Here is a 26,236-nt window from a genome sequence, read left to right on the forward strand (position 1 = left end):
AGGTAGACGAAACCACCATTGACTGCCACAATCATCCGCAAGGTGCACCCGGCGCCTGCATGCGAGTGAGCGGAGAACGTATGTCTGGGCAGAGCAATGAATCCCGCAAGGTCGCTGGAGCGACCTATACACGTGCCGGGAGCGAGTACTTCGAGAAACGCACACTGAAGAGGTCGGCCGGCGTCTGGGGCCTGTGGGGACTCGCGGTCGCCGCTGTCATCTCGGGAGACTTCTCGGGATGGAACTTCGGTATCGACTTCGCGGGGTTCGGCGGGATGCTCATCGCCTTCGTCATCCTCGTGGCGATGTACTACGGCATGATCTTCGCCATCGGCGAGATGGCGGCTGCGATGCCGCACACCGGTGGCGCCTACTCCTTCGCCCGCTCGGCCATGGGGCCGTGGGGCGGCCTGGTCACCGGAGCCGCCGAGACGATCGAGTACGTCGCGACCACGGCGGTGATCGTCTACTTCTCGGCGTCGTATGCCAATGGGATCACGAGCGAACTGCTCGGTCTCGAACTCCCCGGATGGGTCTGGTACCTCATCCTCTACGTCGTCTTCATCGCGCTGAACTCCGCGGGAGCGGCCATCTCGTTCCGCTTCGCGATCGTCGTCTCCGTGATCTCGATCGGCATCATCCTCGTCTTCTCGCTCATTGCGCTGTTCTCCGGTGCGTTCTCGTGGGATGCCCTGTGGGACATCGTCCCCGACGAGGGCCAGTCGACCTTCCTCCCCCACGGCGTCCTGCCGATCCTGTTCGCCCTCCCGTTCGCGATGTGGTTCTTCCTCGGCATCGAAGAGCTGCCGCTCGCGGCCGAGGAATCGCACAACCCCACCCGCGACATCCCGAAGGCCGGGTTCTGGGCGCGCGGCACCCTCATCGTCACCGGACTCCTGGTGCTGTTCCTCAACACCGGCGTGATCGGTGCCGAGGCGACCGGAACCGCGGGAGAGCCCCTGCTCGACGGCTTCCGCGCGATCGTGGGAGACCAGCTCGCCGCCGTGCTCGCGCTGTTCGCCCTGATCGGCCTGCTCGCCTCGCTGCAGGGCATCATGTTCGCCTACGGCCGCAACATGTACTCGCTGTCGCGCGCCGGGTACTACCCGCGCTTCCTCTCACTGACGGGCAAGCGCCAGACACCGTGGGTCGCTCTCACGGTCGGCGCCGCGATCGGCTTCGTCGCCCTGATCGTGCTCGACGTGCTCACCGCGGTCGACTCCGAGGGTGCGGGAACGGTGGCCGGGGCGATCGTGCTGAACATCGCGGTCTGGGGCGCGGTCGTCGCCTACGGGCTGCAGCTCGTGTCGTTCATCATCCTGCGCAAGAAGTTCCCGAACGTCGATCGTCCGTACGTCAGCCCCTGGGGCATCCCCGGCGCCGTCATCGCGCTCGTCATCGCGGCGCTCATCTTCGTCGGCTTCCTGCTCAACCCGACGTTCGGCCCGGCCATCATCGCGATCGCGATCGTGTACGCGATCATCCTGCTCGGATTCGGGCTCTTCTTCCGCCACCGCCTCGTGCTCTCCCCCGAAGAGGAGTACGCGCTCTCGGGCGGCTCGCACGGAGACCCGCAGGCCGAGGGCTACGACGCGATGGAGGGCGAGGTCTTCGACGAGAAGGCGTGAGAGGCGAGGAGCGCTACTTCGAATCGAAGTCGAACGCCTTGAGCAGCTCGGCGACGGCCTGGTCGCGCTCCTCCCCGCCCGCCTCGAACATGTGCGTCACGTGGGTGCGCAGATGGTTCTCGAGCAGCAGCCGGTTGAGGGACTCGAGCGACTTCTGGATCGCGCGGGACTGCGTGATGATGTCCATGCAGTAGTCCTCGCTCTCGATCATCCGAGCGACCCCGCGGAGCTGCCCCTCGAGGATGGCGGTGCGGTGCAGGGCGCGCTTCTTGATGTCTTCGATCACGCATCGAGGTTACCCCGCTCATGAGTCACTCATCCGTCGAAGGGATCGACCACCGGGAGCCCGGGAACGTCGAAGTCCTTCACGTTGCGGGTCACCAGCGTGAGCCCGTGGTGAAGAGCGGTCGCGGCGATCAACGCATCACCGAGGGGACGACGATCGGGCACCTGGATCGCCGCCACCAGCTGCGCGACCGCACCGGTCACCTCGAGCGCGGGAATGGCGAGGCCCTGCAGCACGGATCGGAACCATCGGTCGAGTGATGCTGCGGCGACGGCATCACGACGCTGCACGAGAAGGATGCCGCGTCGGAGTTCGAGCTCGGTGACCACGCTGATCCGCAGGGATCGCCGCGGCGTCGCCTCGAACCAGCGCACGACACCGGCATCGGGCCGCGGTCGACGGGTCTCCGAGACCACGTTCGTGTCGAGCAGGAACCCCGTCACAGGTCGACCTCCCGCTCGAGGTCGCGCGCTCGTTCCGACGCGAGGTCGTCCATGATGCGGCCGAAGACGTCGTCGGGATCCGCGCTCGTCAGCACGGGCGCGATCACATCGAGCAGCGACCGATCGTCGCCTGCGGGCGACTCAGACCGCAGCCGCTCGTACTCGTCGATGTTCAGCAGCACGTAGGCCGGCTCGCCTCGGCGGGTCACGAGCACCGGCTCCTCGTCGGCGATGCGCTGCGCACGCGCGACGGATTGATTGAAATCTCGAGCGGACATACGGAACACGATGCACCTCGTTTCTGATGTAGTGAGGGTACTACACAGACACGGCGTGAAAGGATGCCTTCATGCCGCGCACACCGATGGCGATGCTCTCGCCCGCCGATCAGGTCCGTCTCCGCGCGCTGCGCCGTATGAAGGCGGTCGCCCTGGGGGCGCTGATCTTCATGGCCGTCGTGTTCGTGTTCGCCTTCGCGTTCCAGGAGCGGATGAGCTGGCTCGGGTACGTGCGCGCCGCGGCAGAGGGCGGAATGGTGGGTGCCCTCGCCGACTGGTTCGCGGTGACGGCGCTCTTCCGCCGCCCGCTGGCCCTACCCATCCCGCACACCGCGATCATCCCGAGCCGCAAGGACGAGATCGGCCGCAGCCTGGGCGAGTTCGTCGAGACGAACTTCCTCGAGGCGAGCGTCGTGCGCACGAAGCTGTCGTCCACCGCCATCGCGCAGCGTGCCGGCGAGTGGCTGCGCGAGACGCCGCACGCCGAGCGGGTCGGCGCCGAGGGCGCGACGATCGCCACCGCGATCCTCAACGGGCTCAGCGACGACGACGTGCGCGATCTCATCTCCGACCTCGCGCGCGAGCACCTCGTCTCCCCCGAGTGGGGCCCGCCCGCGGGCGCCTGGCTCGAGAAGATCGTCGAGGCCGACGCCCATCACGGCGCGGTCGACCTCGCCGCCGACAGCATCGGGCGCTGGCTCGAGGCGAACGCCGAGTCGTTCTCCGGCCTCGTCTCCCGGCGCCTGCCTTCATGGGTGCCGCGGCTCGCGCACCGCTTCGTCGACGACACCGTCTACAACGAGGCCGTGAAGTTCGTGCAGGCGGTGCAGGCCGATCCCCGGCATCCGGCCCGCCTGGCGATCGACGGCTACCTCGGCCGCCTCGCCGACAGTCTGCAGAACGACCCGACCACCCGCGCGAAGCTCGAGAACGCGAAGGCGTCGCTGTTCGACAGCCCCCGCGTCGGCGCCCTCGCCGCCGAGGCGTGGAACACCGCGAAGAACGGCCTGCTCACGGCCCTGGCCGACCCCGAGAGCGGGCTGCGCCGCCGGGCCGTGCAGGCGCTCGAGGAGGTGGGCGAGCGTCTGACGACGGATGCCGCGCTGCAGCGCCGCGTCGACACCTGGGTATCGGATGCGGCGGTCTTCCTCGTCGACCGCTACCGCCACGACATCGCCTCGATCATCACCGACACCGTCGAACGCTGGGACCCGGCCGAGACGACCGAGAAGATCGAGCTCATGGTCGGCCGCGACCTGCAGTACATCCGCCTGAACGGCACGTTCGTCGGTGCTCTCGCCGGCCTCGCCATCTTCTCGATCGCCCACGCCCTGATCCCCGGAGTCTGACATGGCCCTCTCGCACGATCCGCTCTGGCCGCGCGCCGGATCCTGGCCCTCTCCCGACGCCGTCGACGACGCGGAGGCCGTGCTGCTGGGTGTCCCGGCCTGGCGCACGTCGCTCTCACCCACGGGTGCCGGGGCGACTCCGGCCGCGATCCGCGACGCACTCCCCCGCTACGGCACCGCGCTGATGGGCCCGCCGGCGATCGACCTGAACGAGGTGCTGCGCATCGCGGATGCCGGCGACGTGCACGAGCCCGACGGCGACGAGGGCGAGGCATCCGTCATCGCGCGGGTGCGGGAACTCTCGGAGTCGTTCGTCATCGCGCTCGGCGGCGACAACTCCCTCACCTACCCCGTGGCGCTGGGCGCCCAGGCGACCGGTTTGATCACCTTCGACGCGCACTTCGACCTGCGCGACGGCGTCTCGAACGGAACCCCGGTGCGCCGGCTCGTCGAAGACGTCCCCGTGCTCTCGACGCTCGACACCGCCCGCATCGACCCGACGCGCATCGTGCAGATCGGCATCGCCGACTTCGCGAACTCGGTCGCCTACGCCCGCCGGGCGGCGGACTGGGGCATCCGGGTGATCACGCTCGATGAGGTGCGCCGCCGCGGTGTCGACGACGTCGTGAACGAAGCCCTCGAGATCGCCGGTGCCGGATCAGATGCCCGCGTCCACCTCGACATCGACGTCGACGTCTGCGACCGCTCGGTCGCCCCCGGTTGCCCCGCGAGCGTGCCCGGTGGCCTGCAGGCGTGGGAGCTGCGCGCCCTCACCCGCGCCGTCGCCGCCGACCCGCGCGTCGTCAGCGCCGACCTCGCCGAGGTCGACGCCACAGCGGATGCCGACGACGCCCGCACCGTGCGCCTCGCAGCCCTCTGCGTGCTGGAGCTGCTCGCCGGGCTCGCCTTGCGCTGAGTCCTTCAGCCACCCGTCGGGAAAGCAGAAACCCCCGGGCGGCTGCCCGGGGGTTTTCGTGGTGGTGGACCTAAGGGGATTCGAACCCCTGACCTCCTCGATGCGAACGAGGCGCGCTACCAACTGCGCCATAGGCCCTTACGGAGATCAACATTATCACGACGTCGACCCCACCTCGGACGCCGCGATCACCCTGCCGCGCGACGGGCGAGCATGTCGCGCACGTGCGCCTCGATCTCGGCGTCGTCGACGAAGCCCATCTTCGCGTAGGGCGAAGCCTCGGCAGCAGGAGCGGTACGCGGGGCGGGAATCCGCACGGGCGCCGGAGCCTGCTCGGCGGCGATCTGCTCGGCGCGGGCGCGGAGTTCCGCAAGCCGTGCGGCCTTGCGGAGCTGCTCCTGCGCGTCGATCTCGGCGCGGGCGGTCTGCGCGCGCGACCCGGCGACCGCGACAAGCGGCTCGGGCAGCGGACGCGGGGTCCACGTCGCACGACCCTGGTCGTGGATCTCGGGCGCGACGCGCTCTCGCGGCGCCTCGGCGACCACATGACTCGCACGGGCGACTCGACCAGCGACAGCGGCCATCCGCTGCAGCGCGATCGCGCCGAGCAGGGCCAGAGCCCCGCCGACCCACAGCAGGGTCGACGCTCCGGTCGCGAGCAGTTGCCACACGCCGAGTCCCGCGAGCACCACTCCGACGAGCGCGGCGACGGTCGACAGCATCCGCACCCGACGACGCGCACGCGCCTGACGGATCACCGGATCGGCCCGCGTCGCCGCGAGTTCGGCACGCAGCGCCTCGAGCTCCGCGGACTCGCGCTCGGACTGCACGCGTTTGGCGAGCTTCTGCTGCGCCAGCGCGGTGCGAGCGCTCAGCTCGACGCGCACCTCTTCGGGGGTCTCGCTCGTCTCGGCGAGGATGCGCAGCGCCTGGTTCAGGCGCACGGCGTTGCGCTCGGCGGCGTTGTACTGGAAACGGCCGCGCCACGAGGGCAGCAGATAGAGCATCCACAGGAGCACGGCGACGAGCACGATCACTCCCCCGCTCAGCACCGGCCCGTCCATATCGATAACGGTAAGGGTACGAAGGTCGCTCGGCCCCCAGCCGGGCGCGTGTCGCGACCAGACGGATGCTTCCGACGGCGTGTCGTCAGACGGAGAGCCGGTCCGACGGAGGGATCGTCGCGGCATCCGGAGGAACCTGACCGCTCAACCAGCGCGCCAGCACCCCCTGCGGCACGTCCTCCTTCGTCAGCGCGAACGCGTAGTGGTCGCGCCAATCGCCGTCGATGTGGATGTACCGACGACGCAGTCCCTCGTAACGGAAACCGAGCTTCTGCACCACCCGCAGGCTCGCCGCGTTCTCGGGGCGGATGCAGATCTCCATGCGGTGCAGGCCGTACTCGACGAAGCACGCATCCGTCGCGAGCGCGACCGCGGTGGGGGTGATGCCCTTGCCCGCGAACTTCTCGCTGACCCAGTACCCGATCGTCGCCGAGCAGAGCGACCCGCGTGAGACTCCCCACACGTTCAACTGACCGGCGACCTCGCCGTCGTACTCCATGACGAACGGGTATCCGGCGCCGTCGCGGTACTGCTGGAGCAGACGACGGATGCTCAGGCGCATGTCGAACGACACCGAGCCGTAGGGAACCGTGGCCTCCCACGGCTGCAACCAGGACCGGTTCGCGAGCAGCTCCTGCTGGAGCACGCGGGCATCCTTCGTGCGCACGAGGCGCAGCTCGATCGATCCGTGTCGCATGCCCGCCATGAGATCCATCATCTCGCGCTCGACCCGCCGGAGGCCTAGAGGCGCTCGGCGAACTCCTTCAACCACGGGCGCAGCTCGCCGCCGAGGTCGTCGCGGTCGGAGGCCAGCTGCACGATCGCCTTGATGTACTCGACCCGGTCACCGGTGTCGTACCGCCGACCGCCGAAGATCACGCCGACCACTCCGGGGCCCGACGGGTCGGCCGCCATCTCCTGCAGCGCATCGGTCAGCTGGATCTCCCCGCCCTTGCCGGGTTCGGTGTGCTCGAGGATGTCGAAGATCGACGCGGGCAGCACGTAGCGCCCGATGACGGCGAGGTTCGACGGGGCGTCCTCGCGCGCGGGCTTCTCGACGAGTCCGGTGACGCGCACGGCATCCGAACCCTCGATGTCCTCGACGGCCGCCGTGCCGTACATGTGGATGTTCGCGGGATCGACCTCCATGAGGGCGATCACGGCGGCGCCGGAGCGCTCGTGCTCGGCCAGCATCTCGGTGAGCAGCGGATCGCGCTCGTCGATGAGATCATCGCCCAGGAGCACGGCGAAGGAGCTGTCGCCGACGTGCGCGCGGGCACGCAGCACGGCATGGCCGAGTCCCTTCGGCTCGCCCTGGCGCACGAAGTGGATGTCGGCGAGGTCGCTCGAGCGCACGACGCGCTCCAGGCGACCGTGGTCGCCCTTCTCCATGAGCTTGACCTCGAGCTCGGGCACCGAGTCGAAGTGGTTGGAGATCGCGTTCTTGTTGCGTCCGATGATGACGAGGATGTCGTCGATCCCGGCATCCGCCGCCTCTTCGACCACGTACTGGATGGCCGGCTTGTCGACGACCGGCAGCATCTCCTTCGGCATCGCCTTCGTCGCCGGCAGGAAGCGCGTCCCCAGACCTGCCGCAGGAATGACCGCCTTGAACTTCTGTGTACCCATCCCGACAGCCTACCGGTGGGCGCCGCGTAGACTCTGAGCCATGTCGAACGAGGTCGAGCACGCCAAGCGCGCACTGCGCGCCGAGCTCCGCGAACGCCGGGCGCTCCTCTCCGATGCGCAACGCGACGCCGCCGCCTCCTCGATCGGCGCACGCCTCGACGAACTCGTCGAGAGCCTCGGCGCCCAGTCGATCTCCTGCTACCTCTCGGCGACCGCCGAGCCGGGCACCCGTGAGTTCGTCACGCGGGCGGTGCGCCGCGGCATCCGCGTATTGCTCCCCGTCACCCGCGCCGACGGACTGCTCGACTGGGCCGTCGCGAACGACGACGACGATGTCGCCGAGGGACTCTTCGGCCTGCCCGAACCGACCGGCGAGGTGCTCGGCCCCATCGCGGTGAACGACGTCGATCTGATGATCGTGCCCGCCGCCGCGGTCGACCGTTCGGGCATGCGCATGGGCTGGGGCCGCGGCTATTTCGACAAGACCATCGGGTCGATGGAGAAGTGCCCTCCCGTGTACGCGGTCATCTATGATTCCGAGATACTCGACTCCCTGCCTCGCGAGGTGCACGACCAGCCGGTCGACGGCATCGTGACGCCGACGCAGACCCTCTCCCTGTCGCAGACGCGACGCTGACCCTCCGAGGACACCATGCCCACCTACGCCTATGCCTGCACGTCGTGCGGCCACCGCTTCGACGCCGTGCAGAGCTTCGCCGACGCGTCGCTCACCGTCTGCCCCGAGTGCGGCGGCACCCTGCGCAAGCAGTACGGGTCGATCGGCGTGACCTTCAACGGCTCCGGCTTCTATCGCACGGACTCGCGGGCGAAGAGTGGCGGATCATCGGATGCTTCGACATCATCGAAGAAGGAGTCGACGACCACGAGCGCCCCCGCGCCGACGTCGAGCCCGACCTCATCCTGATTCCCCACCACTCGGAGGTTCGCATGCTCAAAGGATTCAAGGACTTCATCCTCCGCGGCAACGTCATCGACCTCGCGGTCGCCGTCGTCATCGGCACGGCGTTCACCGCGATCGTCAACGCCGTGGTCGCCAGTGTCATCAACCCGCTCGTCGCCCTCTTCTTCAAGGCCGACGCGATGGGCGGCTTCGGCCCGCAGGTCACCAACATCTACGGCGACACGGTCACGTTCCCGCTCGGCGACCTGATCTCGGCCGTCATCAGCTTCCTCGCGGTCGCCCTCGTCGTGTACTTCGTGTTCGTGCTGCCGATGAACACCTTCAAGGCCCACGTCGAGGCCCGCAAGGGAACGTCCGCCGAGCAGCCCGAAGAGGAGCCGGCCGCCGCGACCGAGGCCGAGCTGCTCGTCGAGATCCGCGACCTGCTCGCGAAGAGCAACGCCCGCGACTGACGGGCACACCCTCTCTGCGCAGGCAACCGCACCGGACGTCCCGTTCCGCTCCGCAGCGTCACCACGACGCTCAGTAGTGGGGCGGGACGTCCTGCATCATGCGGTCGTCGTTGGGACCCGCGGGGCCGTCCGGGCGCCGCTTCCGGTCTTTCGCGACCGATTCGGGACCGCTCTCGGGGTCGGGATCGCTTCCCTCCACCGGCGTCAGGCGTGCGCGGCGGGAACCCGGCACGCGCTCGACCCGCTGCCGCGGAGCATCCGATGCGGGCTCCCCCGGAGAGGCATCCTCAGGCATCCGCTCGGTCAGCCGTTCGCGCCGTCATCGAGGTCGAGCGGCTGCGTGTCGTTCTCGGCACGCGCGGTCGACGGCGAGATGCCGAGCACCGAGGCGATCCGCGTCGCCGCCGTGGCCGGGTCGCTGTAGAGGTCGAACGCGTGCACGCGCACGTAGTGCCAGCCGAGTCGGCGCAGCACGTGCGGGCGCAGACGCAGGGTCTCGCGCAGCGAGTCGCCGCGCGATTCCGGATCGCACTCGATCACGACGGCCTTGCCGCCGTGCTGCGCGACCAGCGGCAGCAGACCACGGTAGTCCACGTCGACGGATGCTCCGAGCCGGCGCAGCTCGCGGGCGAGCGCGAGGGTCAACGGGTCGGCGAGGTCTTCGAGACGCGCGTCGCGGGCACGGGCGGCCAGGCCGCCGAGGATCGACATGAGCGTCGCTGCACCGTGCTCGAGGCGTCCATCGTCGAAGGACGACGGACGGATCGACGACACGATCACCATGGAACGGCGCGCGCGGGTCATACCGACCGTGAGCAGCCGCTCGCCGTCGGGCGTCGAGAGATCGCCGAAGTCGCTGAGCACTCGGCCGTGCTTGGTCAGACCGAAGCCGAGCGAGAAGATCACCCGGTCGCGGCTCTCGGCGACGGACTGCTCGAGGGTGAGAACGGCGAAGGGTTCTGCGGTATCGCGCCCCACGAAGTCGGCGACGTCGGAGCGTCCGGCGAAGGCTGCCGTGACCGCGGCGCGCACGCGCTCGGCATGACGGGCGCTCGCGGTCACGACCATGAGCGACTCGGACGGGCGGTGCACGGCATGCTCGACCACGAGCGTCACCACGCGGGCGACCTCGGCGTCGGGGCTCTCGACCGCACCCGAGATCGGGTCGGGCGTGCCCGTGCCTCCCTCGACGTAGTCGACCGTGAGGCTTCCCCGGCCGAGATACGACCCGGCCCAGGGCAGCGACACGATCTCGCCGCCGTAGAAGGCGTCGTTGATGAGCTCGGCGAGGTCTTCTCCCCCGGCGCGGTAGCTGCGCGTGAGCGTCATCACCGGAAGCAGCTCCGAGAGACGTTCGAACACCGAGGTCTCGTCGAACTCGACCTCGGGCTCCCAGAGATCATCGGGGTCGACGGCGATCTGGAACGGCGACGGACGCTGGGTCACCGGGTCGCCGAACGCGACGACCTGCCGCGCACGACGGATCGCGGGCGCAGCCTCGGCGAGGTTGATCGCCGCGGCATCCACCAGGAGAACGGCGTCGAACTCGACGGAGTCCGGGATCTCGGGCACGAGGTAGGGCGAGGAGATCCAGACCGGCGCGAGCGTGGAGACGAGCGTCGGGGCGGCGCTCACCACCTCGGCGGACGTCGTCGTGCTCTGCGTCAGGGCACGACGCAGGTTCGCGGACTCCTGCGGCTCATCGACGATCGCGATCTTCCACTGGTTGGCGAGCTGCCAGGCCAGCAACGGGCCGGCCATCGCGGCGTGCGCCTCGTCGACGAGACGGAAGTCCCGCTCGAGCCGATCGACGACCGCGGTGTTCGCGCCGAGGAGGGCGCGGTTGTCCTGGAGGGCGCGCTCGAGGAGAGACTGCCACCACGCGAACTCGAGCTCGTCGCCCACGCGCGACTCGGAGACGTGACGCACCGAGAGGTCGGTGAGCAGGGGCTCGAGCCCGAGGAGGGCGAGTTCGTCGCGCAGCTCCGCGCGCTCGACGAGGTTCTCGAAGACGTCGGACTTCGCCGCGAGACCCGCGAGCGTGCGCACCAGGCGCGCCACGGGCAGCGTCGCCAGCGGTTCACGTCGGCCGAGGGCCGCGTCGAGTTCGGCGAGTTCGGCCTCGACGCGCTGCCACGCGGCCGCGACCTCGCCGAGACCCAGGGGGATCTCGGGGGCGACGCCCGCATCGACGCAGCGCTGCCACTGCGTGCGCTGGGTCTGGATACGCAGCAGCGCCTCGTGCATCTCGGTGACGTGCACACCGGGACGCACGTACTCCTTCGCCAGACGGCGCAACCGCCGACGGTTCGCCGACGACATCCCCGGTGCATCGCGGCGGGACCCGTGCGCCTGGATCAGCTCGCCCAGCGGGCGCTCGAACACGGTCGGGCTGAAGCGGTCGAGCGAGTCGCGGATGCCCTCGAGCAGTCGCAGGTAGTCGCCGAGCTCGTCGATGGTCGAGAACGGGCGCATGTGGGTCTGGGCGATGAGTTCGTAGCCCCGCTCGAGCAGCGCCGGAACGCTGTCGGAGTGCAGGCGGCCCGCCAGCTCGTGCGCGGCGCGTGCGGCCTCGGTCGTGGCGAAGGTGACGCCGTACCAGGGCGAATCGTCGGGGCCGAAGCGGAACTCGCCGAGACGCGCGGCCTGCGCGAGGGCGGCGGCGGCCGGCCCGCGATCGCCGGCGAGACGCCGCAGGGACTCGTTGCTGAGTCGCGCCGTGGTCGACGGCGGGGTGGGCAGTGAGGCGAGTCGGGTGAGGTGACGGGTCGCCTCGAGCACGGAGGCATCCATCCCGGGCACGGGAGACGTGAGCGCGTGACGGTAGTCGCGGAGCACGGTGCGCAGGCGCACCAGCGCGTCGTCGACCTCTCCGACCTTGGGAGCGCTCGCCTTCTCGTTGCGACCGATGGCGCGCACGAGATCACGACGCACGCTCACCGGCGAGATCGCGAGGCTGTCGAGACCGATCCCGGCCAGGCGGTGGCGGACTCCGTCGAGCGTGGAGCGGCGGGCCGAGACGACGAGCACGCGCTTCCCCGCCCGGACGAGCTCGCCCAGCGCGTTGATCACGGTCTGCGTGCCGCCGGTGCCGGGCAGCGTCGCGACGGTCAGCGAGTGGCCGGCGGCGATGCGCGAGAGCACGGCCTCCTGCTCGGCATCCGCATCGAGCAACAGGGTGTCGGATGCCGGCGCGCGGTCGTCCGGCCCGGTGAAGTGCGGCGTGGCCCGCGGGGCCCTGACCCGCTCGCGGTCGCCGACGTGACCGGCGAGGGCGTTGAGCACCTGGTGGTCGAGCGTGCGGGTGTCGCGCGACATGGAGCCCGCGACGTCGGCGAAGGTCGACACGACCAGGCGCGGTTCGACCGAGAAGGTGTCGATCGTCCGGGTGATCGCACGCAGGCTGTCGATGACCGGCTGAGGCTTGAAGATGCCGCCGTCGTAGGCGAGGGATGCCAGGGTCGACGCGTCGATCGAGATGCCGAAGTGCTCGCGGGCGATGCGGACGAGTTCGGGATTGACCTCGAACGCCCCCTGCAGCTTCAGCTCGTAGTCGGAGTGGTGGCGGCGGATCGCGAGCGGGCGCAGCAGCACGGGGGCGGCGAAGAACGCTCCCCCGATCCGCCAGCGGGCGACGCCGACGGCGAGGTGCACGGCCTCGATGCCGCGCACGGTGCGCAGCTCGGTGTTCTTCGCGGTGATCCGCTCGGCGGCGAGTCGCGCGGTGCGCAGACCGACCTCGTCGCGGAAGAGGTTCGACAGCAGCGTCGATTTTCCGGTGATGAACTGCGGGAGGCTGCCGGGATGCGCCTTGGAGATGTCGATACCGGACTCGGCCCCGTCGCGGAAGCTGGTCAGCGGCGAGGGGCCGCCCAGATCGGCGGCTTCACTACGCAGTCGCGAGCGCTCGCCCTCGGCGGCGTGGGTCACGATGACGCCGGTCGACGAGGACCGGAGGTCGCTGAGGGTCACGGCGAGCGCTGCTCCCGCGTCTTCTACCGTCTTGCCTTCCCGTCGCCACACAACTCACACACTAAGCGCGCCGGGCGCGAGGCCCGGTATCCCGGGCGGGTTTCGCGGAATTCCGGTCACGGATGCCGTGGCGAACTCCTTCTGCACCGCCACCCGTCGAGAGCGACTCTCCCCCGTCCGTGGGCCTCCCCTCACGGCAGGCGGTCGCCGGGCGTCAGGATGGACGCATGACCTTCCGCTACGACTTCGCCCCCACGCCCTTCGGCGATGCGCTCGCGGTGTTCTCCGACGAGGGCATCGTGCGCTTCGATCTGTCCGAGTCGGAAGACCCGTCGGTCCCGTGGCTCCTCGAGAACGTCGCCCAGGAGCTGCGGGCGGTGCCGGAGCCCGACCCGGGTGCGGCCGATGAGCTGGCCGACCTCCTCGACCGCTACTTCGACGGCGCTCCGATCCGGTTCAACGAGCACCTCTCTCTCGACTGGCGCCTCGTCGACGGCTTCCCTCGACGCGCCCTCGAGGCGATCGGAACGATCGAGTGGGGCGAGACCCTGAGCTACGGAGAGGTCGCCGTCCTCGCCGGCCGCCCGGGCGCGGCCCGCGCCGTGGGATCGGCCTGCCGCATCACCCCGTTCTCGATCATCGTGCCCGTGCACCGCGTCATCCGCTCCGACGGCTCTCCCGGTCACTACGGGGCGCACCCCGAGCGCAAGCGGTTCCTCCTCGACCTCGAATCGGGCGGGCGGAGCGTTTAGCGCCACAGGATCGGCGCGGGTCCTGCCGAGTAGGCCGTCGGGATCCGCGCCGGAGGGGCGCCGGTGGTAATCTCACCGCGTGACGGGAACGGCGCCGTCGCGCGGAAGGCAGGTGGCCGTGAGCACTCCGACCGGAACCGAATCCGACACCGAGCTCGTCGCCCGCGCCGTGCGGGAACTCGCCCGCCGCACGCGGTTCCCGGTCGCCTTCGGCGGCCTCCTCGATGACGGTGTCGTGCACGTGACGACGATCGTCGGCAACCGCACCCGCAGTCTCGACGGCCTGCGTGTTCGACCCGAGCGCGGACTCGGAGGGCGAGCGATGATGGAGCTCCGTCCGCGCATGACCAGCGACTACGGGTCCTCGCAGCAGATCACGCACGACTACGACGTCTTCGTGCTCGGCGAGGGGCTGCGCACACTCCTGGCGGTTCCGATCGTCGTCGCGGGACGATCCCGCGGCGTGCTCTACGCGGGCGCCTGGGACGACGAGCAGATCGGCGGGATCACCACCGCCCCGGCCATGCAGGTCGCGCAGTCGGTCGCCGACGAGTTGCGCATCCGCGAGGAGGTCGAACGCCGACTTCGCGCCGGCGCCCCGGCATCCACCCCCCTGCCGGCCGGTCAGCAGGAGCAGTTGCGTGAGACATTCGCCGATCTGCGCAGCATCGCCGCATCGATCGACGACGACGAGCTGCGCGCCCGGCTCGCTCGCGTCGAGGGGCGTCTGCTCGCCCTCTCGGGTGAGCAGACGATGACCGCGACCGGCCCGTCACCCGTGGTCCGCCTCTCGCCGCGCGAGACCGATGTCCTCTCGTGCGCCGCGCTCGGGGCGACGAATGCCGAGATCGCATCGCAGCTCGGCCTCCGCGAGGGAACCGTAAAGGCATACCTCGGCACCGCCATGTCGAAGCTCGACGCATCGACCCGGCATTCCGCTGTCGCTCGGGCCCGGCGGGCGGGGCTCCTGCCGTGATCGCCTAAATCACACCGGAATTCCATTTGCATTCACCCCTGTATGCAAAAGGAATCGCCGTCGAATCGATTGCCGCAATTCGATTCGGCGAGTAATGTTCACTGCATGGCGAGACGAATTGTGCATCAACTGGTCGACGATATCGACGGCAGCGTTCTGGAGATCGGCGAGGGAGAGACCGTTCATTTCTCCCTCAACGGCACCGCGTGGGAGATCGACCTGAACTCGGAGCACGCCGCGGAACTCCGCGCAGCCCTCGAGCCCTACATCTCCGCCGGGCGTCGTGCGGGTTCCGCGAGCTCCCCGCGCAGCTCTTCGGGTTCCGCCCGTAAGCGACCTGCGCGCAACCCCGAGGTCGCGGCCATCCGCGCCTGGGCGAATGACAACGGATACTCGCTCTCGGAGCGCGGACGAATTCCCGCGCCCGTCATCGAGGCGTACAACAAAGCGCACTGATCGCGCACGAATACCACGAACGAAGGCTCTCCTCCGGGGGAGCCTTCATTCGTCGTGCTCGGTGACCCAGGCCTCATCGGGCAGGGCGATCTCCTGCGTCATGTCCTCGAGGAAGCGAATGACGACCGCGCGCTCCTCGCGCGTGAGCCTGGCCGCGGCGTAGAACCGCTTCGCCTGCTGACGCCCCACGGTCTGCATCGCCGCGTGGCGGGTCTCCTCGGTGATCGTGATCGCGAGCGCCCGGCGGTCGGTCGGGTGCGGCGAGCGCACGATGTGACCGCCCTTCTCGAGGCGGTCGAGCAGCTTGGTGGTCGACGCGGTCGAGATCGCCAGGTGCTGCGCGATGCCGCCCGGGGTCGCGATCGCGTGCCGGTTGGCGCACACGATGAGGTAATGCAGGGCACGCATGTCGGTCTCGTTGAGCTGCATGTAGCGACGCGAGGCGCGCGACAGCTTCTGCTCGGCCTCGCGCAACTCGCCGAGTGCTCCCATCACGAGAGCGATCTGCTGCAGGTCCTCCGGCGCGACCCCCGAGCGATCGACGAGCGCACTGCGCGGGTCGCTCGCCTCGACGTCGTAGATCGCGGCGTGGCTGAGCCCGTCGGCCGCGGCATCCGCTCGCGTACCGTCGACCGGCGCCCCCGTCTTCGGGGTAGTGCCGGGTGCAGTGTCCATGCGATCATGTTACACAACGATCTATTTCATGCTAAGTTAATTACTCGCCAAGCTAGTGAAATGACCTGCAGAGGACGCCATGGACGACGTGACCCTTCTCGACGAGAACGGAACCGCGATCGGTTCCCTGCCGAAGAGCGACGTCCACACCACCGACACCCCTCTTCACCTGGCCTTCTCCTGCCACCTGCTGAACGCGCGCGGACAGGTTCTGCTCACCCGCCGTTCGCTCGCCAAGAAGACCTGGCCCGGCGTGTGGACGAACAGCTTCTGCGGGCATCCCCGCCCGGGTGAGGCCATCGCGGATGCCGTGCACCGCCGAGCACACGAAGAACTCGGTGCGCGCGTCGTCGATCTGCGGCCCGCGCTCCCCGATTACCGCTACCGCGCCGTCGACGCGAGCGGCATCGTCGAGAACGAGGTGTGCCCCGTCTACGTCGCCCGACTCGACGGCGACCTCTCCCCCCGACCGGACGAGGTCGCGGAATGGGCGTGGGCGGATGCCGCCGACATCGCCGCCGCCGTCGCCGGGACCCCCTTCGCCTTCAGCCCCTGGCTGGTCGAGCAGCTTCCGCTGCTCCGAGAGAGCGGAGCACTCTGATCATGGCTTCCGTCGCGACTCAGGACGAACTCGGCACCCGCGTCGAGGAGGCCCTCCGGCAACGCTTCGCCGAGCGCAGCTCCGCCGCCGAGAACTACGGAGAACCGTTCGCCGCGCTCTGGCGTGCCGCCGCGGCGCACGCGATGGGCGGCAAGATGATCCGTCCTCGCCTGCTCCTCGACGCGCACCGAGCGCTGTCGGCATCCGGTTCGGAGGTCGACCAGACAGCAGCCATCGAGATCGCCGCAGAGGTCGAGCTGCTCCACTACGCCTTCCTCCTGCACGACGATGTGATCGACGGCGACCTCGTGCGTCGTCGGCAGCCGAACCTCATCGGTACCCTCGCGGCGTCCACGGGCCGGGCGCGCGAGGACTCCGAGCTGCACTGGGCGCGCTCGAGCGCCATCCTCATGGGCGACCTGCTGCTGGCGACCTCGGTTCTCGGCTTCGCGCGCGCCCGCGTCTCGACCGCCGCACGTCTGCGCCTGCTCGACCTCATCGAGCACACCATCGTCGAGACCGTCGCCGGGGAGCACATCGACGTCGGCCTGGGCGACGGGATCATCGAACCGGACCTCCGCACGATCCTGGAGATGAGCACCTACAAGACCGCGACCTACTCGTTCTCGCTCCCTCTGCGGGCGGCGGCGATCCTCGCCGGGGCCTCGGCCGAGCTCGAAGACGACCTGGCGGCGATCGGCCGTCATCTCGGACTCGCCTTCCAGCTCCAGGACGACCTGCTCTGCGTGTTCGGCGATCACGAGGTGCACGGCAAGGATGCGTTCTCCGACCTGCGCGAGGGCAAGGAGACGGCCATCATCGCCTATGCGCGGATGACGACCGCCTGGCCCCACATCCGGCAGCACTTCGGCTCCACGATGCTCGATGAGCACGAGGCCGTGCGCATCCGCGAACACCTGCGCGACTGCGGGGCCGAGCGATTCGTGCAGGGCCTCGTCGCCGATGAGCTCGCCGCGGCATCCGCGGTCGCGGTCGACATCGAGTCCGCGCACATCGTCTCGGGCGACGTCATCGACAGCATCCGCACCCTGATCGCGCGCATCGAGGGGCGCGCATCGTGACCGCATCGCCCGCGACCGGCGGCGACGAATCCCTGCGCCGGTTCAGCAGGACCGCCGAGATCGCCACCGCCGGCGTGATCCGCGCCTATTCCACGTCGTTCGGCATGGCGACCAAGCTGCTCGGCCCCCGCCACCGCCAGCACATCCGCAACATCTACGCGATGGTGCGGATCGCCGACGAGATCGTCGACGGCGTGGCCGCCGAGGCGGGGCTCGACGCCGGAGCGCAGGCCGACGCGCTGACGTCGTACATCGCCGAGACCCACCGCTCTCTGCGCACGGGGTACAGCAGCGACCTCATCCTGCACGCCTTCGCGCAGACGGCGCGCGCGTGCGGCATCGGGGAGGACCTCACGCAGCCGTTCTTCGACTCGATGCGCGCCGACATTCCCTCGGCGGACGCGGCGGCGGCGTACGACGCCGACGCCCACGCACGGTACGTGTTCGGATCCGCAGAGGTGGTGGGCCTGATGTGCCTGCGCGTGTTCCTGCGGGACGCCGAGCGCACGACCGCGCAGCTCGAGACGCTCGAGCACGGCGCACGCCAGCTCGGCGCCGCGTTCCAGAACGTGAACTTCCTGCGCGACCTCGCCGACGACACCGATCGTCTGCGCCGCAGCTATCTCGGCACGGCCGAGCGCCTCACCGACGCCGACCGCGACACCTGGGTCGCGACCGTCGAGACCCAGCTCGACGACGCCCGCGCCTCGATCCCGCTCCTCCCGAAGGATGCGCGCGCCGCCGTGCGCAGCGCGCTCGCCCTGTTCGCCGCGCTCACCCGACGCGTCGCGAAGACCCCCGTCGACGACCTCTACCGACGGCGCGTGCGCGTGCCCGACCCGCTCAAGGCAGTGCTCGCCGCACGCTCCGTGCTCGTCACCGCGGTGGAGCCCCGATGAGCCGGGTGGTGGTGATCGGCGCCGGCGTCGCGGGCCTCGCGACCGCGGGCCTGCTCGCACGCGACGGCCACGAGGTGCTCGTTCTCGAGAAGAACGCACAGGTCGGCGGGCGCGCGGGCAGCATCGAGCGCGACGGCTTCCGCTTCGACACCGGCCCCTCCTGGTACCTGATGCCGGAGGTCTTCGACCACTGGTTCGCGATGATGGGCACGTCGGCCGCCGAACAGCTCGATCTCGTGCCGCTCGACCCCGGCTATCGCGTGTTCCGTCAGCCGCAGGGCGATGCGGCGACCTCGGAGGTGACGGTGCCGGCGGGGCGCGACGCCGTCTCCCGGCTGTTCGAGTCGCGCGAGCCGGGTGCGGCGAGCGCGCTGTCCGACTACCTCGACTCGGCCCACCACGCGACCTCGATGGCCGAGAAGTATTTCCTCTACAACCCGTTCACCCGGCTGACGACGCTGACGACCGGAGAAGTGCTGCGCGCTGCTCCGCGGCTGTTCTCCCTCCTGGGCACGCGCCTGCAGGCCTTCGCGGGCCGACGGTTCCGCGATCCGCTGCTCCGGCAGATCCTCGGCTATCCGGCGGTCTTCCTCGGCACCGATCCGCGCAGCGCCCCCGCGATGTACCACCTCATGAGCGCGCTCGACCTCGACGAGGGCGTCAGCTACCCCCAGGGCGGTTTCTGGGGCGTCGCCCTGCGCATCGAGGCGCTGGCCCGCGACGCGGGCGCGCGCATCGTGACCGAGGCGGAGGTCACCGGCATCCGCACCACCGGCCGCGGTCGGGCGACGCGCGCGACCGGCGTGGAATGGACGGATGCCGCCGGCGAACGCCACATCGAAGACGCCGATATCGTGGTCTCCGGCGCCGATCTGCACCACACCGAGACCGCGCTCCTGCCCGCCGAGCAGCGCAGCTATCCCGAATCCTGGTGGAGCCGACGCACGAGCGGCCCCGGCGCGGTGCTCGTCATGCTCGGCGTGCGCGGTGCGCTCCCCGAGCTGCCGCACCACTCCCTGTTCTTCACCGACGACTGGGACGCGAACTTCGACGCCATCTTCGGATCCGAGCAGCGCATCCCCTCCCCCGCCTCGACGTACGTCTGCCGCCCCAGCGCGACCGACGACGCCGTGGCCCCGGCCGGTCACGAGAACCTCTTCATCCTCGTGCCGGTCCCCGCCGACCCCGACCTCGGCCACGGCGGCTCCGACGGCACCGGATCGGCGACGATCGAGCGCGCGGCCGACGCCGCGATCGACCTCGTCTCGACCTGGGCGGGCATCCCCGACCTGCGAGAGCGGATCGTGGTGCGCGAGACCAAGGGACCGGCCGACTTCCGCGACGACTACCACTCGTGGAGCGGGGGGATGCTGGGGCCGGCGCACATCCTGTCGCAGAGCGCGATGTTCCGCGCGCAGAACGCCTCGAAGCGGGTGCGCGGCCTCTACTACGCGGGGGCGACGACGGCGCCGGGCGTCGGTGTGCCGATGTGCCTGATCAGCGCGGAGATCGTGCTCAAGCGCATCCGCGGCGATCACTCCGCCGGCCCCCTTCCGGAGCCCGCGCGCACTCCCCGCGGATCGACGGGGCGCTGATGGGCTTCGTGTACCTGGCCGCCCTGCTGGTCTCGACGGGCTGCATGCTGCTGCTCGACCGGCGCTTCCGACTGTTCTTCTGGCGGGATGCGATCGCGGCGACCGTCGTCACGATCGCGGGTCTGGCGTTCTTCCTGATCTGGGACGTCTTCGGCATCGCCACCGGCATCTTCTACCGGGGCGAGGGCGCGATCGCGACGGGCGTCGTGCTCGCGCCCGAGATGCCGCTCGAGGAGCCGGTCTTCCTCACGTTCCTGGTGATCTGCACGATGGTCGTCTACACGGGGGCGGTGCGCCTGCTCACCCGCGGCCGCGCTCGCCCGGTGCCGAGCGAGGAGGCGCGATGACCTACCTGCAGCTCGCCGCGTGGTTCCTCGGCGCCGCCGTGGTGATCGCGATCGGCCTGACGCTCCTCGCTCGCGGTCGAGGTCCGCATGCCGGTGCCGTCGCCCTGACCGTCCTGGTGATGCTCACGCTGACGGCAGTGTTCGACACGATCATGATCGCGAGCGAACTCTTCCACTACGCCGGGCCGCAGCTGCTCGGCGTGCACATCGGCCTCGCCCCGATCGAGGACTTCGCGTATCCGCTCGCCGGCGCTCTGCTGCTGCCGGCGCTGTGGGCTGCGCTCCGCTCGCGGCGTACCGCCCCGGAAGACGCTCCTTCCTCTGAGAGGACCTGCGCATGACCGCACCCGCTGCCCGCCCGTCGCTCGCCCGCGACCTGGGGCAGATCCTGCTCTCGTCGCGCCCCATCAGCTGGATCAACACCGCGTTCCCGTTCGCCGCCGGTTATCTGCTCACGACGCGCGAACTCGACCTCACCGTCGTGATCGGCTTCGTGTACTTCCTGATCCCCTACAACCTCGCCATGTACGGGATCAACGATGTGTTCGACTACGCCTCGGATCTCGCGAACCCGCGCAAGGGGGGCATCGAGGGTGCGCTCCTCGCTCCGCGGATGCACCGCCCGACACTGTGGGCTGCGGCGGTGTCGAACATCCCGTTCCTGGTCTACCTCGTCGTGGTGGGCAACGCCGCGTCGACCGCGTGGCTCGCGGTCAGCGTGTTCGCGGTGATCGCGTACTCCGCGCCTCGTCTGCGCTTCAAGGAGCGCGCGTTCCTCGATTCGGTGACCTCGAGCCTGCACTTCGTGACCCCGGCGATCGTCGGACTGGCCCTGGCGGGCTCGGGCGTCACGCGCGACACCGTGCTCGTGCTCGTGGCCTTCTTCCTCTGGGGCATGGCGGCGCACGCGTTCGGCGCGGTGCAGGACGTCGGCCCCGACCGCGAAGCCGGCATCGGCTCGGTGGCGACCGTGATCGGCGCAGCCGCGACCGTGCGCCTCTCGCTGGGCCTGTGGGCGCTCGCCGGCATCCTGATGCTGCTGACGGCCTGGCCGGGACCGCTCGGTGCGCTGCTCGCCCTCCCCTACCTGATCAACGCCGCGCCGTGGTGGCGCGTGAGCGATGAGGACTCCGGCGCGACCAACCGAGCCTGGCGCCGCTTCATCTTCCTGAACTACTTCGCCGGCTTCCTGGCGACGATGATCCTCATCCTCGCCTGGGTCTCCTGACCCCGCATCACCCGAAAGGCCCTCACCATGCCCCGATCCGACCGCGCCACGACGCCGACCATCCGCGAACGCTCACGCCGCCACTCCTGGGTGCGCGTGTTCCTGCCGGTCGCGCTGATCCTGGTCTGGCTCGTGGGCGCGTCGCTCGGCGGCCCGCTCTTCGGCAAGGTCGACGAGGTCTCCTCCAACGACCAGACCACCTACCTCCCCGAGTCGGCGGACGCCACCCAGGTGCAGGAGCTGCTGGGCGATTTCCGCGACAGCGACGAGATCCCCGCGATCGCCGTCTTCACCTCCGAGACGACGCTGACGGATGCCGAGATCTCCGCGATCACGGACGCCGTCGCCGACACCCCCTCGCTCGAGGGCATCGCCGACGACGTCTCGCCCGCGCTCGTCTCCGACGACGGATACGCGGTGCAGGCGTTCATCCCGATCAGTGGAGACGCCGAGCTGAAGGACGTCACGGCCGAGCTCGGCGACGAGCTGCGCGCCTCCGCCCCGGACGGCGTCAGCGTGTACATCACGGGCCCCGCCGGATTCACCGCCGATCTCGCCGCCGGGTTCGCGGGCATCGACGGGCTTCTCTTGGGCGTCGCGCTCCTCGCCGTTCTGGTGATCCTCGTGCTCGTCTACCGCTCGTTCCTGCTGCCGCTCGTGGTGCTCTCCACCAGCCTCTTCGCGCTCTGCGTCGCTCTGCTGGTGGTGTGGTGGCTCGCGAAGTTCGAGGTCCTGCTGCTGAGCGGGCAGACCCAGGGCATCCTCTTCATCCTCGTCATCGGCGCCGCGACCGACTACGCGCTGCTGTTCGTCGCGCGCTTCCGCGAGGAACTGCGCATCGCGGAAGACAAGGGCACGGCGGTCATGGCCGCGTGGAAGGGGTCGTTCGAGCCGATCGTCGCCTCCGGCGGGACGGTGATCGCGGGTCTGCTGTGCCTGCTGCTGAGCGATCTCAAGTCGAACAGCACCCTCGGTCCGGTCGCGGCGATCGGTATCGTCTTCGCGATGCTCGCGGCGCTCAGCCTGCTGCCCGCACTGCTGCTGCTCTTCGGTCGCGCGGTGTTCTGGCCGCGGCGGCCGCGGTTCGAGCCGGAGGTCGTCGCCGAAGAGCACGGCATGCGCACCACGGGCCTCTGGGCGCGCCTCGCGGGAGTCATCACCCGTCGACCGCGGGTGATCTGGATCGTCACGACGCTGGTGCTGCTCGCCGGCGCCGCGGGCATCACTCAGCTCAACGCGGTGGGCGTGCCGCAGTCCGATCTCGTGCTCGGCGCGTCCGAGGCGCGCGACGGCCAGGCGGCGCTCGGTGAGCACTTCCCGGGCGGTTCGGGCAGCCCGGCCTACGTGATCGTCGCCGAGGACTCCCTGCAGGATGCCGCAGATGTGCTGCTCGCGAACGACGGCGTCGACAGCGTCGCGGTCACGGCATCCGATTCCCCCAGCGGAACCGCGAGCGTGACGACCGATGGCATCGTCGCGGTCGGCCCTCCCGGAACCGCCGCACCCGATCCGACGGTCGTCGACGGTGAGGTGCTGCTGCAGGCGACGCTCACCGACGCCGCCGATTCGGATGCCGCGGCCGAGACCGTCCGCTCCCTGCGCACCGAGCTCGCGGGCGTCGACGCCCTGGTCGGCGGCGTGACGGCGACGGCGATCGACACGAACGACGCGTCGATCCACGATCGCAATCTGATCATCCCCGTGATCCTCGTCGTCATCATGCTGATCCTGATGCTGCTGCTGCGCTCGATCCTCGCGCCGGTGCTCCTGATCCTCACCACGGTGCTGTCGTTCGGCACCGCGATGGGCGTCTCGGCGCTGGTCTTCAACGGCATCTTCGACTTCCCCGGGGCGGACCCCGCCGTGCCGCTCTACGGTTTCGTCTTCCTCGTCGCCCTCGGTATCGACTACAACATCTTCCTGATGACGCGCGTGCGCGAGGAATCCCTGGCGCACGGCACGCGCGAGGGTGTGCTGCGCGGACTGTCGATCACGGGCGGCGTCATCACCTCGGCGGGCCTCGTGCTGGCCGCGACGTTCGCCGCGCTCTCGGTGATCCCGATCCTCTTCCTCGTGCAGCTCGCGTTCATCGTGGCGTTCGGGGTGCTGCTCGACACGTTCATCGTGCGGTCGCTGCTCGTGCCCGCGCTCGCCTACGACATCGGCAAGAGGATCTGGTGGCCGTCGAAGCTCTGGCGCCGGGGCCTGGACTGAGTCTCTGCCGAGCCTCGACTGCACCTCGGGGGCCTGCCGTATCCGGTCGCTAGACTGGAGCCCAGGCCCCCGTAGCTCAGCAGGATAGAGCAGCCCTCTCCTAAAGGGCAGGTCGCAGGTTCGAATCCTGTCGAGGGCACCGATGATCATCCGACGACGAGTGGGGACACGACGATGACCGATCCGACGCAGAACCCGTACGTTCCGCCGCCCGCACCGGGCGCGGGCATCCCGCCCGTCCCGCCGGCCACGTCGGTGCCGCCCGTTCCCCCGGCACCCACCGCGAGTCCGCTCGGGTACCAGCCGCCGCCCGCGCCGCAGTCTGCACCGCCGGTCGCACCGCAGTATGCGCCTCCGGTCACGCCGCAGTACGCGACGCCGCCGCAGCCCGTCCAGCCCCCGCAGCAGGTCGCGCCCTACGGCTACCCCGGTCAGACCCCCGTGCCCGCCGGTCGGAAGCAGACGTCACCACAGACCAGCAGCATCATCTCGGTCGTCGCCGGAGCGGTCTCGATCATCGTCCTGCCCTGGATCGCCGGATTCATCGGCATCGGGATGGGCGTGTTCACCCTCCGCACGCAGTCGACCGCGCGTCGTCAGGGGCTTCCCACCAGCGGTGCCCATACGACGATGGCGATCATCGGGATCGTGCTCGGCTCGATCGGCATCCTCGCGAAACTCGCGCTCGACTACTTCCTCTGATCCGTTCCGAGTCGCGCCTGTCGCTCGCGGTCAGGCCGCCAGCGCCAGGTACGGCTCCCACCGCGGGTCGCTGCGCTCGGTGCCGCGCACGGTCCACGCCGTGCCGTGCGGAGGCCGAGGAACGAACCGTAGCTCCCAGCGCATCTCCTGCGGTGTGCGATTGCTCTTGACGTTGTTGCAGCGCAGGCAGCAGGCGACGAGGTTCTCCCACGAGTCGGCTCCGCCTCGCGAACGCGGCATCACGTGGTCGATGGTCGACGCCGCCTTGCCGCAGTAACCGCACCGATGATTGTCGCGACGCAGCACGCCGCGACGGGTGACCGGCACGCGTCTGCTGTTCGGCACGCGCACGTAGCGCGAGAGGATGATCACCGCCGGGCGGTCGTAGGCACCGCGGCTCCCCCAGACGGGGTCCCCCTCGATGCGTTCGATCACGGAGGCCTTGTCGTTCATCACGAGCACGAGGGCCCGCTTGAACGACACGATCGCCAGGGGCTCGTAGCCCGCGTTCAGGACAAGTGTGCGCATTCGTCATCCTCTCGATCCGCCGGGACGGCTTCCCGGCACTCTCGACTCACACGACGTCGTGCTGGCGGAGGAATGATCGCAGAGACGAAAAAAGGCGCTGTCTAGAGACAGCGCCTTCTGCGCGCGGAAGAACCGCGGCGTCCCTGCGGGCAATGCCGGAGGACGTGACGACCGAGGGCATCCATGGTGCGGATACTCGGTTGCGTGTCCATCGGCTTCTCCCGTCAGTTCGACGACGGGTTCAGGCTAACCCATTACGGACGGTGCAGGGCGAAACAGCCGGTGAACGTTCGGGCGTGTTCGCCCAGCGATCGCCCCGCCGAGCGGCTCAAGAAAGGTCAGCCGGCGTTGGCGCCGAGCCAACCGATGGGCTCGACGAGTCCGCCGTTGACCCAGACCTCGAAGTGGAGGTGGTTGGCGGTCGAGCGACCGGTGCTGCCGACGTAACCGATGAGCTGGCCGGCTTCGACGGTCTGCCCCTGCTGCACCTGACGCGAGCCGTAGATCATGTGGCCGTATGTGGTCTGCACGCGCTGGCCACCGATGACGCTGTCGAGCATGACGCAGACGCCGTATCCGCCGATGCTCTCGGCCGAGGCGCGCACGACGCCGGCCGCGGCCGCGTAGATCGGGGTGCCCGCGGGGGCGAGCATGTCGGCGCCGTTGTGACCGCCGCCGACCGTGCGGCTGACGTTCCAGGAGCCGAGGGGAAGCGGATAACGGACCTCGCCCGATCCGGGCGCGACGAGCGCGTAGCCCGCGGTGTTGAAGCTGGTGCTGGTGCTGGCAGCGGCGGCCTTCGCCGCCTCAGCGGCCCGTGCGGCGGCAGCTTCTTCGGCCTTCTTCTTCTCGATCTCCTCCGGCGTGGTCGCCGTGAAGGTTCCGCGATCGAGGGGAGCTGCAGTGGCCTCGGAGGCCACGACGAGCGACTGCGCGTCAACGGCGGCGAGCTGCTGGACGGTGGTGGCGGCCTCTGCCGGCTTGGTGGCGGCGTAGGCGGGCAGAGCGACGGCGGCGACCAGAGCACCGACTGCCCCGAAGATGGCGACCGACCGGATCGGCTTCGCGATGGAGCGGGTGCCGTTCTTCCCACCGGTACGGCGGGCGACAGCGCGGTCTTCAGATTTCTTCACGGGCAATTCGTTGTCTGCGACCAAAACATCCTCCAGCGCCTGCGCGCTCGGGTAGCGCTGACTCGTCGGCACTCTGCTCTCGTGGCACGTGTGTATCTCGGGTACGTTG

28 protein-coding genes and 2 tRNA genes are annotated in these 26,236 nt (G+C 69.7%); 19 read left to right on the forward strand and 11 right to left on the reverse strand.

Going from position 1 to position 26,236, the window contains the following annotated elements:
- Positions 1-80 precede the first annotated feature (80 nt).
- Positions 81-1,628, forward strand: a complete 1,548-nt coding sequence (locus KZC52_RS15035; protein WP_247624952.1) for an amino acid permease — start codon at positions 81-83, stop codon at positions 1,626-1,628.
- Positions 1,629-1,641: 13 nt separating this feature from the next.
- Here the strand turns inward: KZC52_RS15035 and KZC52_RS15040 are convergent, their stop codons facing one another.
- Genes KZC52_RS15040 through KZC52_RS15050 form a run of 3 tightly spaced genes read right to left on the reverse strand, consistent with a single transcriptional unit; the run spans position 1,642 to position 2,635 of the window.
- On the reverse strand, positions 1,642-1,914 hold the full coding sequence (locus KZC52_RS15040; protein WP_247624953.1) for a metal-sensitive transcriptional regulator: 273 nt from the start codon (positions 1,912-1,914) through the stop codon (positions 1,642-1,644).
- A 29-nt stretch (positions 1,915-1,943) separates the two neighbouring features.
- Positions 1,944-2,357, reverse strand: coding sequence for a type II toxin-antitoxin system VapC family toxin (locus KZC52_RS15045; RefSeq protein WP_247624954.1), 414 nt, complete (start codon positions 2,355-2,357; stop codon positions 1,944-1,946).
- A complete protein-coding gene (locus KZC52_RS15050; protein ID WP_247624955.1) occupies positions 2,354-2,635 on the reverse strand; it encodes a type II toxin-antitoxin system prevent-host-death family antitoxin in 282 nt (93 codons plus the stop codon). Before KZC52_RS15050 ends, KZC52_RS15045 begins: the two co-directional genes overlap by 4 nt.
- 71 nt (positions 2,636-2,706) lie before the next feature.
- Here KZC52_RS15050 and KZC52_RS15055 point away from each other — a divergent pair, with 71 nt between their 5' ends.
- Positions 2,707-3,984 (forward strand): DUF445 domain-containing protein, encoded by a 1,278-nt coding sequence (locus KZC52_RS15055; protein ID WP_247624956.1) that lies wholly within the window; start codon positions 2,707-2,709, stop codon positions 3,982-3,984.
- A 1-nt stretch (position 3,985) separates the two neighbouring features.
- The gene (locus KZC52_RS15060) at positions 3,986-4,900 is read left to right on the forward strand and encodes an arginase family protein (RefSeq protein ID WP_247624957.1); all 915 of its coding nucleotides are present in this window, start codon (positions 3,986-3,988) and stop codon (positions 4,898-4,900) included.
- A gap of 62 nt (positions 4,901-4,962) precedes the next feature.
- On the opposite strand, the gene KZC52_RS15065 is transcribed toward KZC52_RS15060, so the two are convergent.
- The 4 genes from KZC52_RS15065 to galU all read right to left on the reverse strand — a co-directional run bounded on the left by KZC52_RS15065 (position 4,963) and on the right by galU (position 7,593).
- Positions 4,963-5,038 (reverse strand) — tRNA-Ala (locus KZC52_RS15065).
- A 50-nt stretch (positions 5,039-5,088) separates the two neighbouring features.
- Positions 5,089-5,964, reverse strand: a complete 876-nt coding sequence (locus KZC52_RS15070) for a hypothetical protein (RefSeq protein WP_247624958.1) — start codon at positions 5,962-5,964, stop codon at positions 5,089-5,091.
- An 85-nt stretch (positions 5,965-6,049) separates the two neighbouring features.
- A complete protein-coding gene (locus KZC52_RS15075; protein WP_247625270.1) occupies positions 6,050-6,661 on the reverse strand; it encodes a GNAT family N-acetyltransferase in 612 nt (203 codons plus the stop codon).
- Between the two features lie 44 nt (positions 6,662-6,705).
- A complete protein-coding gene (gene galU, locus KZC52_RS15080; protein WP_247624959.1) occupies positions 6,706-7,593 on the reverse strand; it encodes a UTP--glucose-1-phosphate uridylyltransferase GalU in 888 nt (295 codons plus the stop codon).
- A gap of 40 nt (positions 7,594-7,633) precedes the next feature.
- Between galU and KZC52_RS15085 the strand changes: the two genes are divergently transcribed.
- From KZC52_RS15085 to mscL, 3 genes are read left to right on the forward strand one after another with little or no spacing between them, the layout of a single operon-like run.
- Positions 7,634-8,230: a 5-formyltetrahydrofolate cyclo-ligase gene (locus tag KZC52_RS15085; protein ID WP_247624960.1), complete on the forward strand. Its 597-nt coding sequence runs from the start codon at positions 7,634-7,636 to the stop codon at positions 8,228-8,230.
- A gap of 15 nt (positions 8,231-8,245) precedes the next feature.
- Positions 8,246-8,518 carry an FmdB family zinc ribbon protein gene (locus tag KZC52_RS15090; RefSeq protein ID WP_247624961.1) on the forward strand — a complete coding sequence of 91 codons (273 nt, stop codon included), beginning with the start codon at positions 8,246-8,248 and terminating at the stop codon, positions 8,516-8,518.
- A gap of 23 nt (positions 8,519-8,541) precedes the next feature.
- The gene (mscL, locus tag KZC52_RS15095) at positions 8,542-8,967 is read left to right on the forward strand and encodes a large conductance mechanosensitive channel protein MscL (RefSeq protein ID WP_247624962.1); all 426 of its coding nucleotides are present in this window, start codon (positions 8,542-8,544) and stop codon (positions 8,965-8,967) included.
- A 303-nt stretch (positions 8,968-9,270) separates the two neighbouring features.
- Here the strand turns inward: mscL and KZC52_RS15100 are convergent, their stop codons facing one another.
- Positions 9,271-12,939, reverse strand: coding sequence for an AAA family ATPase (locus tag KZC52_RS15100; RefSeq protein WP_247624963.1), 3,669 nt, complete (start codon positions 12,937-12,939; stop codon positions 9,271-9,273).
- A 227-nt stretch (positions 12,940-13,166) separates the two neighbouring features.
- On the opposite strand from KZC52_RS15100, the gene KZC52_RS15105 reads away from it, so the two are divergent.
- The 3 genes from KZC52_RS15105 to KZC52_RS15115 all read left to right on the forward strand — a co-directional run bounded on the left by KZC52_RS15105 (position 13,167) and on the right by KZC52_RS15115 (position 15,123).
- The gene (locus tag KZC52_RS15105) at positions 13,167-13,691 is read left to right on the forward strand and encodes a methylated-DNA--[protein]-cysteine S-methyltransferase (RefSeq protein WP_247624964.1); all 525 of its coding nucleotides are present in this window, start codon (positions 13,167-13,169) and stop codon (positions 13,689-13,691) included.
- Between the two features lie 118 nt (positions 13,692-13,809).
- Positions 13,810-14,667 (forward strand): LuxR C-terminal-related transcriptional regulator, encoded by an 858-nt coding sequence (locus KZC52_RS15110; protein ID WP_247624965.1) that lies wholly within the window; start codon positions 13,810-13,812, stop codon positions 14,665-14,667.
- Between the two features lie 105 nt (positions 14,668-14,772).
- A complete protein-coding gene (locus tag KZC52_RS15115; protein ID WP_247624966.1) occupies positions 14,773-15,123 on the forward strand; it encodes a histone-like nucleoid-structuring protein Lsr2 in 351 nt (116 codons plus the stop codon).
- Positions 15,124-15,168: 45 nt separating this feature from the next.
- On the opposite strand, the gene KZC52_RS15120 is transcribed toward KZC52_RS15115, so the two are convergent.
- On the reverse strand, positions 15,169-15,798 hold the full coding sequence (locus KZC52_RS15120; protein WP_247624967.1) for a MarR family winged helix-turn-helix transcriptional regulator: 630 nt from the start codon (positions 15,796-15,798) through the stop codon (positions 15,169-15,171).
- Between the two features lie 79 nt (positions 15,799-15,877).
- On the opposite strand from KZC52_RS15120, the gene idi reads away from it, so the two are divergent.
- From idi to KZC52_RS15170, 10 genes are all read left to right on the forward strand, one after another.
- Positions 15,878-16,399: an isopentenyl-diphosphate Delta-isomerase gene (gene idi / locus KZC52_RS15125; protein WP_247624968.1), complete on the forward strand. Its 522-nt coding sequence runs from the start codon at positions 15,878-15,880 to the stop codon at positions 16,397-16,399.
- Between the two features lie 2 nt (positions 16,400-16,401).
- On the forward strand, positions 16,402-17,481 hold the full coding sequence (locus KZC52_RS15130; RefSeq protein WP_247624969.1) for a polyprenyl synthetase family protein: 1,080 nt from the start codon (positions 16,402-16,404) through the stop codon (positions 17,479-17,481).
- Positions 17,478-18,380 (forward strand): phytoene/squalene synthase family protein, encoded by a 903-nt coding sequence (locus tag KZC52_RS15135; RefSeq protein ID WP_247624970.1) that lies wholly within the window; start codon positions 17,478-17,480, stop codon positions 18,378-18,380. The genes KZC52_RS15130 and KZC52_RS15135 overlap by 4 nt, the downstream gene beginning before the upstream one ends.
- Entirely contained in the window at positions 18,377-19,975 is a 1,599-nt protein-coding gene (gene crtI, locus KZC52_RS15140) for a phytoene desaturase family protein (protein WP_247624971.1), read from the forward strand. Before KZC52_RS15135 ends, crtI begins: the two co-directional genes overlap by 4 nt.
- Positions 19,975-20,322: a lycopene cyclase domain-containing protein gene (locus KZC52_RS15145; RefSeq protein ID WP_247624972.1), complete on the forward strand. Its 348-nt coding sequence runs from the start codon at positions 19,975-19,977 to the stop codon at positions 20,320-20,322. The genes crtI and KZC52_RS15145 overlap by 1 nt, the downstream gene beginning before the upstream one ends.
- Positions 20,319-20,663, forward strand: coding sequence for a lycopene cyclase domain-containing protein (locus tag KZC52_RS15150; protein ID WP_247624973.1), 345 nt, complete (start codon positions 20,319-20,321; stop codon positions 20,661-20,663). The genes KZC52_RS15145 and KZC52_RS15150 overlap by 4 nt, the downstream gene beginning before the upstream one ends.
- Positions 20,660-21,550 carry a prenyltransferase gene (locus KZC52_RS15155; RefSeq protein WP_247624974.1) on the forward strand — a complete coding sequence of 297 codons (891 nt, stop codon included), beginning with the start codon at positions 20,660-20,662 and terminating at the stop codon, positions 21,548-21,550. The genes KZC52_RS15150 and KZC52_RS15155 overlap by 4 nt, the downstream gene beginning before the upstream one ends.
- Positions 21,551-21,577: 27 nt before the next feature.
- The gene (locus tag KZC52_RS15160) at positions 21,578-23,764 is read left to right on the forward strand and encodes an MMPL family transporter (RefSeq protein WP_247624975.1); all 2,187 of its coding nucleotides are present in this window, start codon (positions 21,578-21,580) and stop codon (positions 23,762-23,764) included.
- Between the two features lie 65 nt (positions 23,765-23,829).
- Positions 23,830-23,903: transfer RNA gene (locus KZC52_RS15165), tRNA-Arg, on the forward strand.
- 35 nt (positions 23,904-23,938) lie between these two features.
- Complete coding sequence (locus KZC52_RS15170; protein ID WP_247624976.1) at positions 23,939-24,466, forward strand: hypothetical protein; 528 nt, start codon at positions 23,939-23,941, stop codon at positions 24,464-24,466.
- 30 nt (positions 24,467-24,496) lie between these two features.
- On the opposite strand, the gene KZC52_RS15175 is transcribed toward KZC52_RS15170, so the two are convergent.
- The gene (locus KZC52_RS15175) at positions 24,497-24,994 is read right to left on the reverse strand and encodes an HNH endonuclease (RefSeq protein WP_247624977.1); all 498 of its coding nucleotides are present in this window, start codon (positions 24,992-24,994) and stop codon (positions 24,497-24,499) included.
- A gap of 338 nt (positions 24,995-25,332) precedes the next feature.
- Entirely contained in the window at positions 25,333-26,127 is a 795-nt protein-coding gene (locus KZC52_RS15180) for a M23 family metallopeptidase (RefSeq protein WP_247624978.1), read from the reverse strand.
- Between the last annotated feature and the right edge of the window lie 109 nt (positions 26,128-26,236).

Source organism: Microbacterium galbinum, assembly GCF_023091225.1.
Lineage (GTDB): Bacteria > Actinomycetota > Actinomycetes > Actinomycetales > Microbacteriaceae > Microbacterium > Microbacterium galbinum.

Excerpts from the sequence above, each read along its gene's own strand:
- KZC52_RS15090 (WP_247624961.1), top strand. The coding sequence starts at position 8,246 with ATGCCCACCTACGCCTATGCCTGCACGTCGTGCGGCCACCGCTTCGAC.
- KZC52_RS15035 (WP_247624952.1), top strand. The coding sequence starts at position 81 with ATGTCTGGGCAGAGCAATGAATCCCGCAAGGTCGCTGGAGCGACCTAT.
- KZC52_RS15105 (WP_247624964.1), top strand. The coding sequence starts at position 13,167 with ATGACCTTCCGCTACGACTTCGCCCCCACGCCCTTCGGCGATGCGCTC.
- galU (WP_247624959.1), bottom strand. The coding sequence starts at position 7,593 with ATGGGTACACAGAAGTTCAAGGCGGTCATTCCTGCGGCAGGTCTGGGG.
- mscL (WP_247624962.1), top strand. The coding sequence starts at position 8,542 with ATGCTCAAAGGATTCAAGGACTTCATCCTCCGCGGCAACGTCATCGAC.
- KZC52_RS15175 (WP_247624977.1), bottom strand. The coding sequence starts at position 24,994 with ATGCGCACACTTGTCCTGAACGCGGGCTACGAGCCCCTGGCGATCGTG.
- KZC52_RS15150 (WP_247624973.1), top strand. The coding sequence starts at position 20,319 with ATGACCTACCTGCAGCTCGCCGCGTGGTTCCTCGGCGCCGCCGTGGTG.
- KZC52_RS15060 (WP_247624957.1), top strand. The coding sequence starts at position 3,986 with ATGGCCCTCTCGCACGATCCGCTCTGGCCGCGCGCCGGATCCTGGCCC.
- KZC52_RS15170 (WP_247624976.1), top strand. The coding sequence starts at position 23,939 with ATGACCGATCCGACGCAGAACCCGTACGTTCCGCCGCCCGCACCGGGC.
- idi (WP_247624968.1), top strand. The coding sequence starts at position 15,878 with ATGGACGACGTGACCCTTCTCGACGAGAACGGAACCGCGATCGGTTCC.
- KZC52_RS15055 (WP_247624956.1), top strand. The coding sequence starts at position 2,707 with ATGCCGCGCACACCGATGGCGATGCTCTCGCCCGCCGATCAGGTCCGT.
- KZC52_RS15085 (WP_247624960.1), top strand. The coding sequence starts at position 7,634 with ATGTCGAACGAGGTCGAGCACGCCAAGCGCGCACTGCGCGCCGAGCTC.
- KZC52_RS15050 (WP_247624955.1), bottom strand. The coding sequence starts at position 2,635 with ATGTCCGCTCGAGATTTCAATCAATCCGTCGCGCGTGCGCAGCGCATC.
- KZC52_RS15075 (WP_247625270.1), bottom strand. The coding sequence starts at position 6,661 with ATGCGACACGGATCGATCGAGCTGCGCCTCGTGCGCACGAAGGATGCC.
- KZC52_RS15070 (WP_247624958.1), bottom strand. The coding sequence starts at position 5,964 with ATGGACGGGCCGGTGCTGAGCGGGGGAGTGATCGTGCTCGTCGCCGTG.
- KZC52_RS15155 (WP_247624974.1), top strand. The coding sequence starts at position 20,660 with ATGACCGCACCCGCTGCCCGCCCGTCGCTCGCCCGCGACCTGGGGCAG.
- KZC52_RS15160 (WP_247624975.1), top strand. The coding sequence starts at position 21,578 with ATGCCCCGATCCGACCGCGCCACGACGCCGACCATCCGCGAACGCTCA.
- crtI (WP_247624971.1), top strand. The coding sequence starts at position 18,377 with ATGAGCCGGGTGGTGGTGATCGGCGCCGGCGTCGCGGGCCTCGCGACC.
- KZC52_RS15120 (WP_247624967.1), bottom strand. The coding sequence starts at position 15,798 with ATGGACACTGCACCCGGCACTACCCCGAAGACGGGGGCGCCGGTCGAC.
- KZC52_RS15145 (WP_247624972.1), top strand. The coding sequence starts at position 19,975 with ATGGGCTTCGTGTACCTGGCCGCCCTGCTGGTCTCGACGGGCTGCATG.
- KZC52_RS15130 (WP_247624969.1), top strand. The coding sequence starts at position 16,402 with ATGGCTTCCGTCGCGACTCAGGACGAACTCGGCACCCGCGTCGAGGAG.
- KZC52_RS15115 (WP_247624966.1), top strand. The coding sequence starts at position 14,773 with ATGGCGAGACGAATTGTGCATCAACTGGTCGACGATATCGACGGCAGC.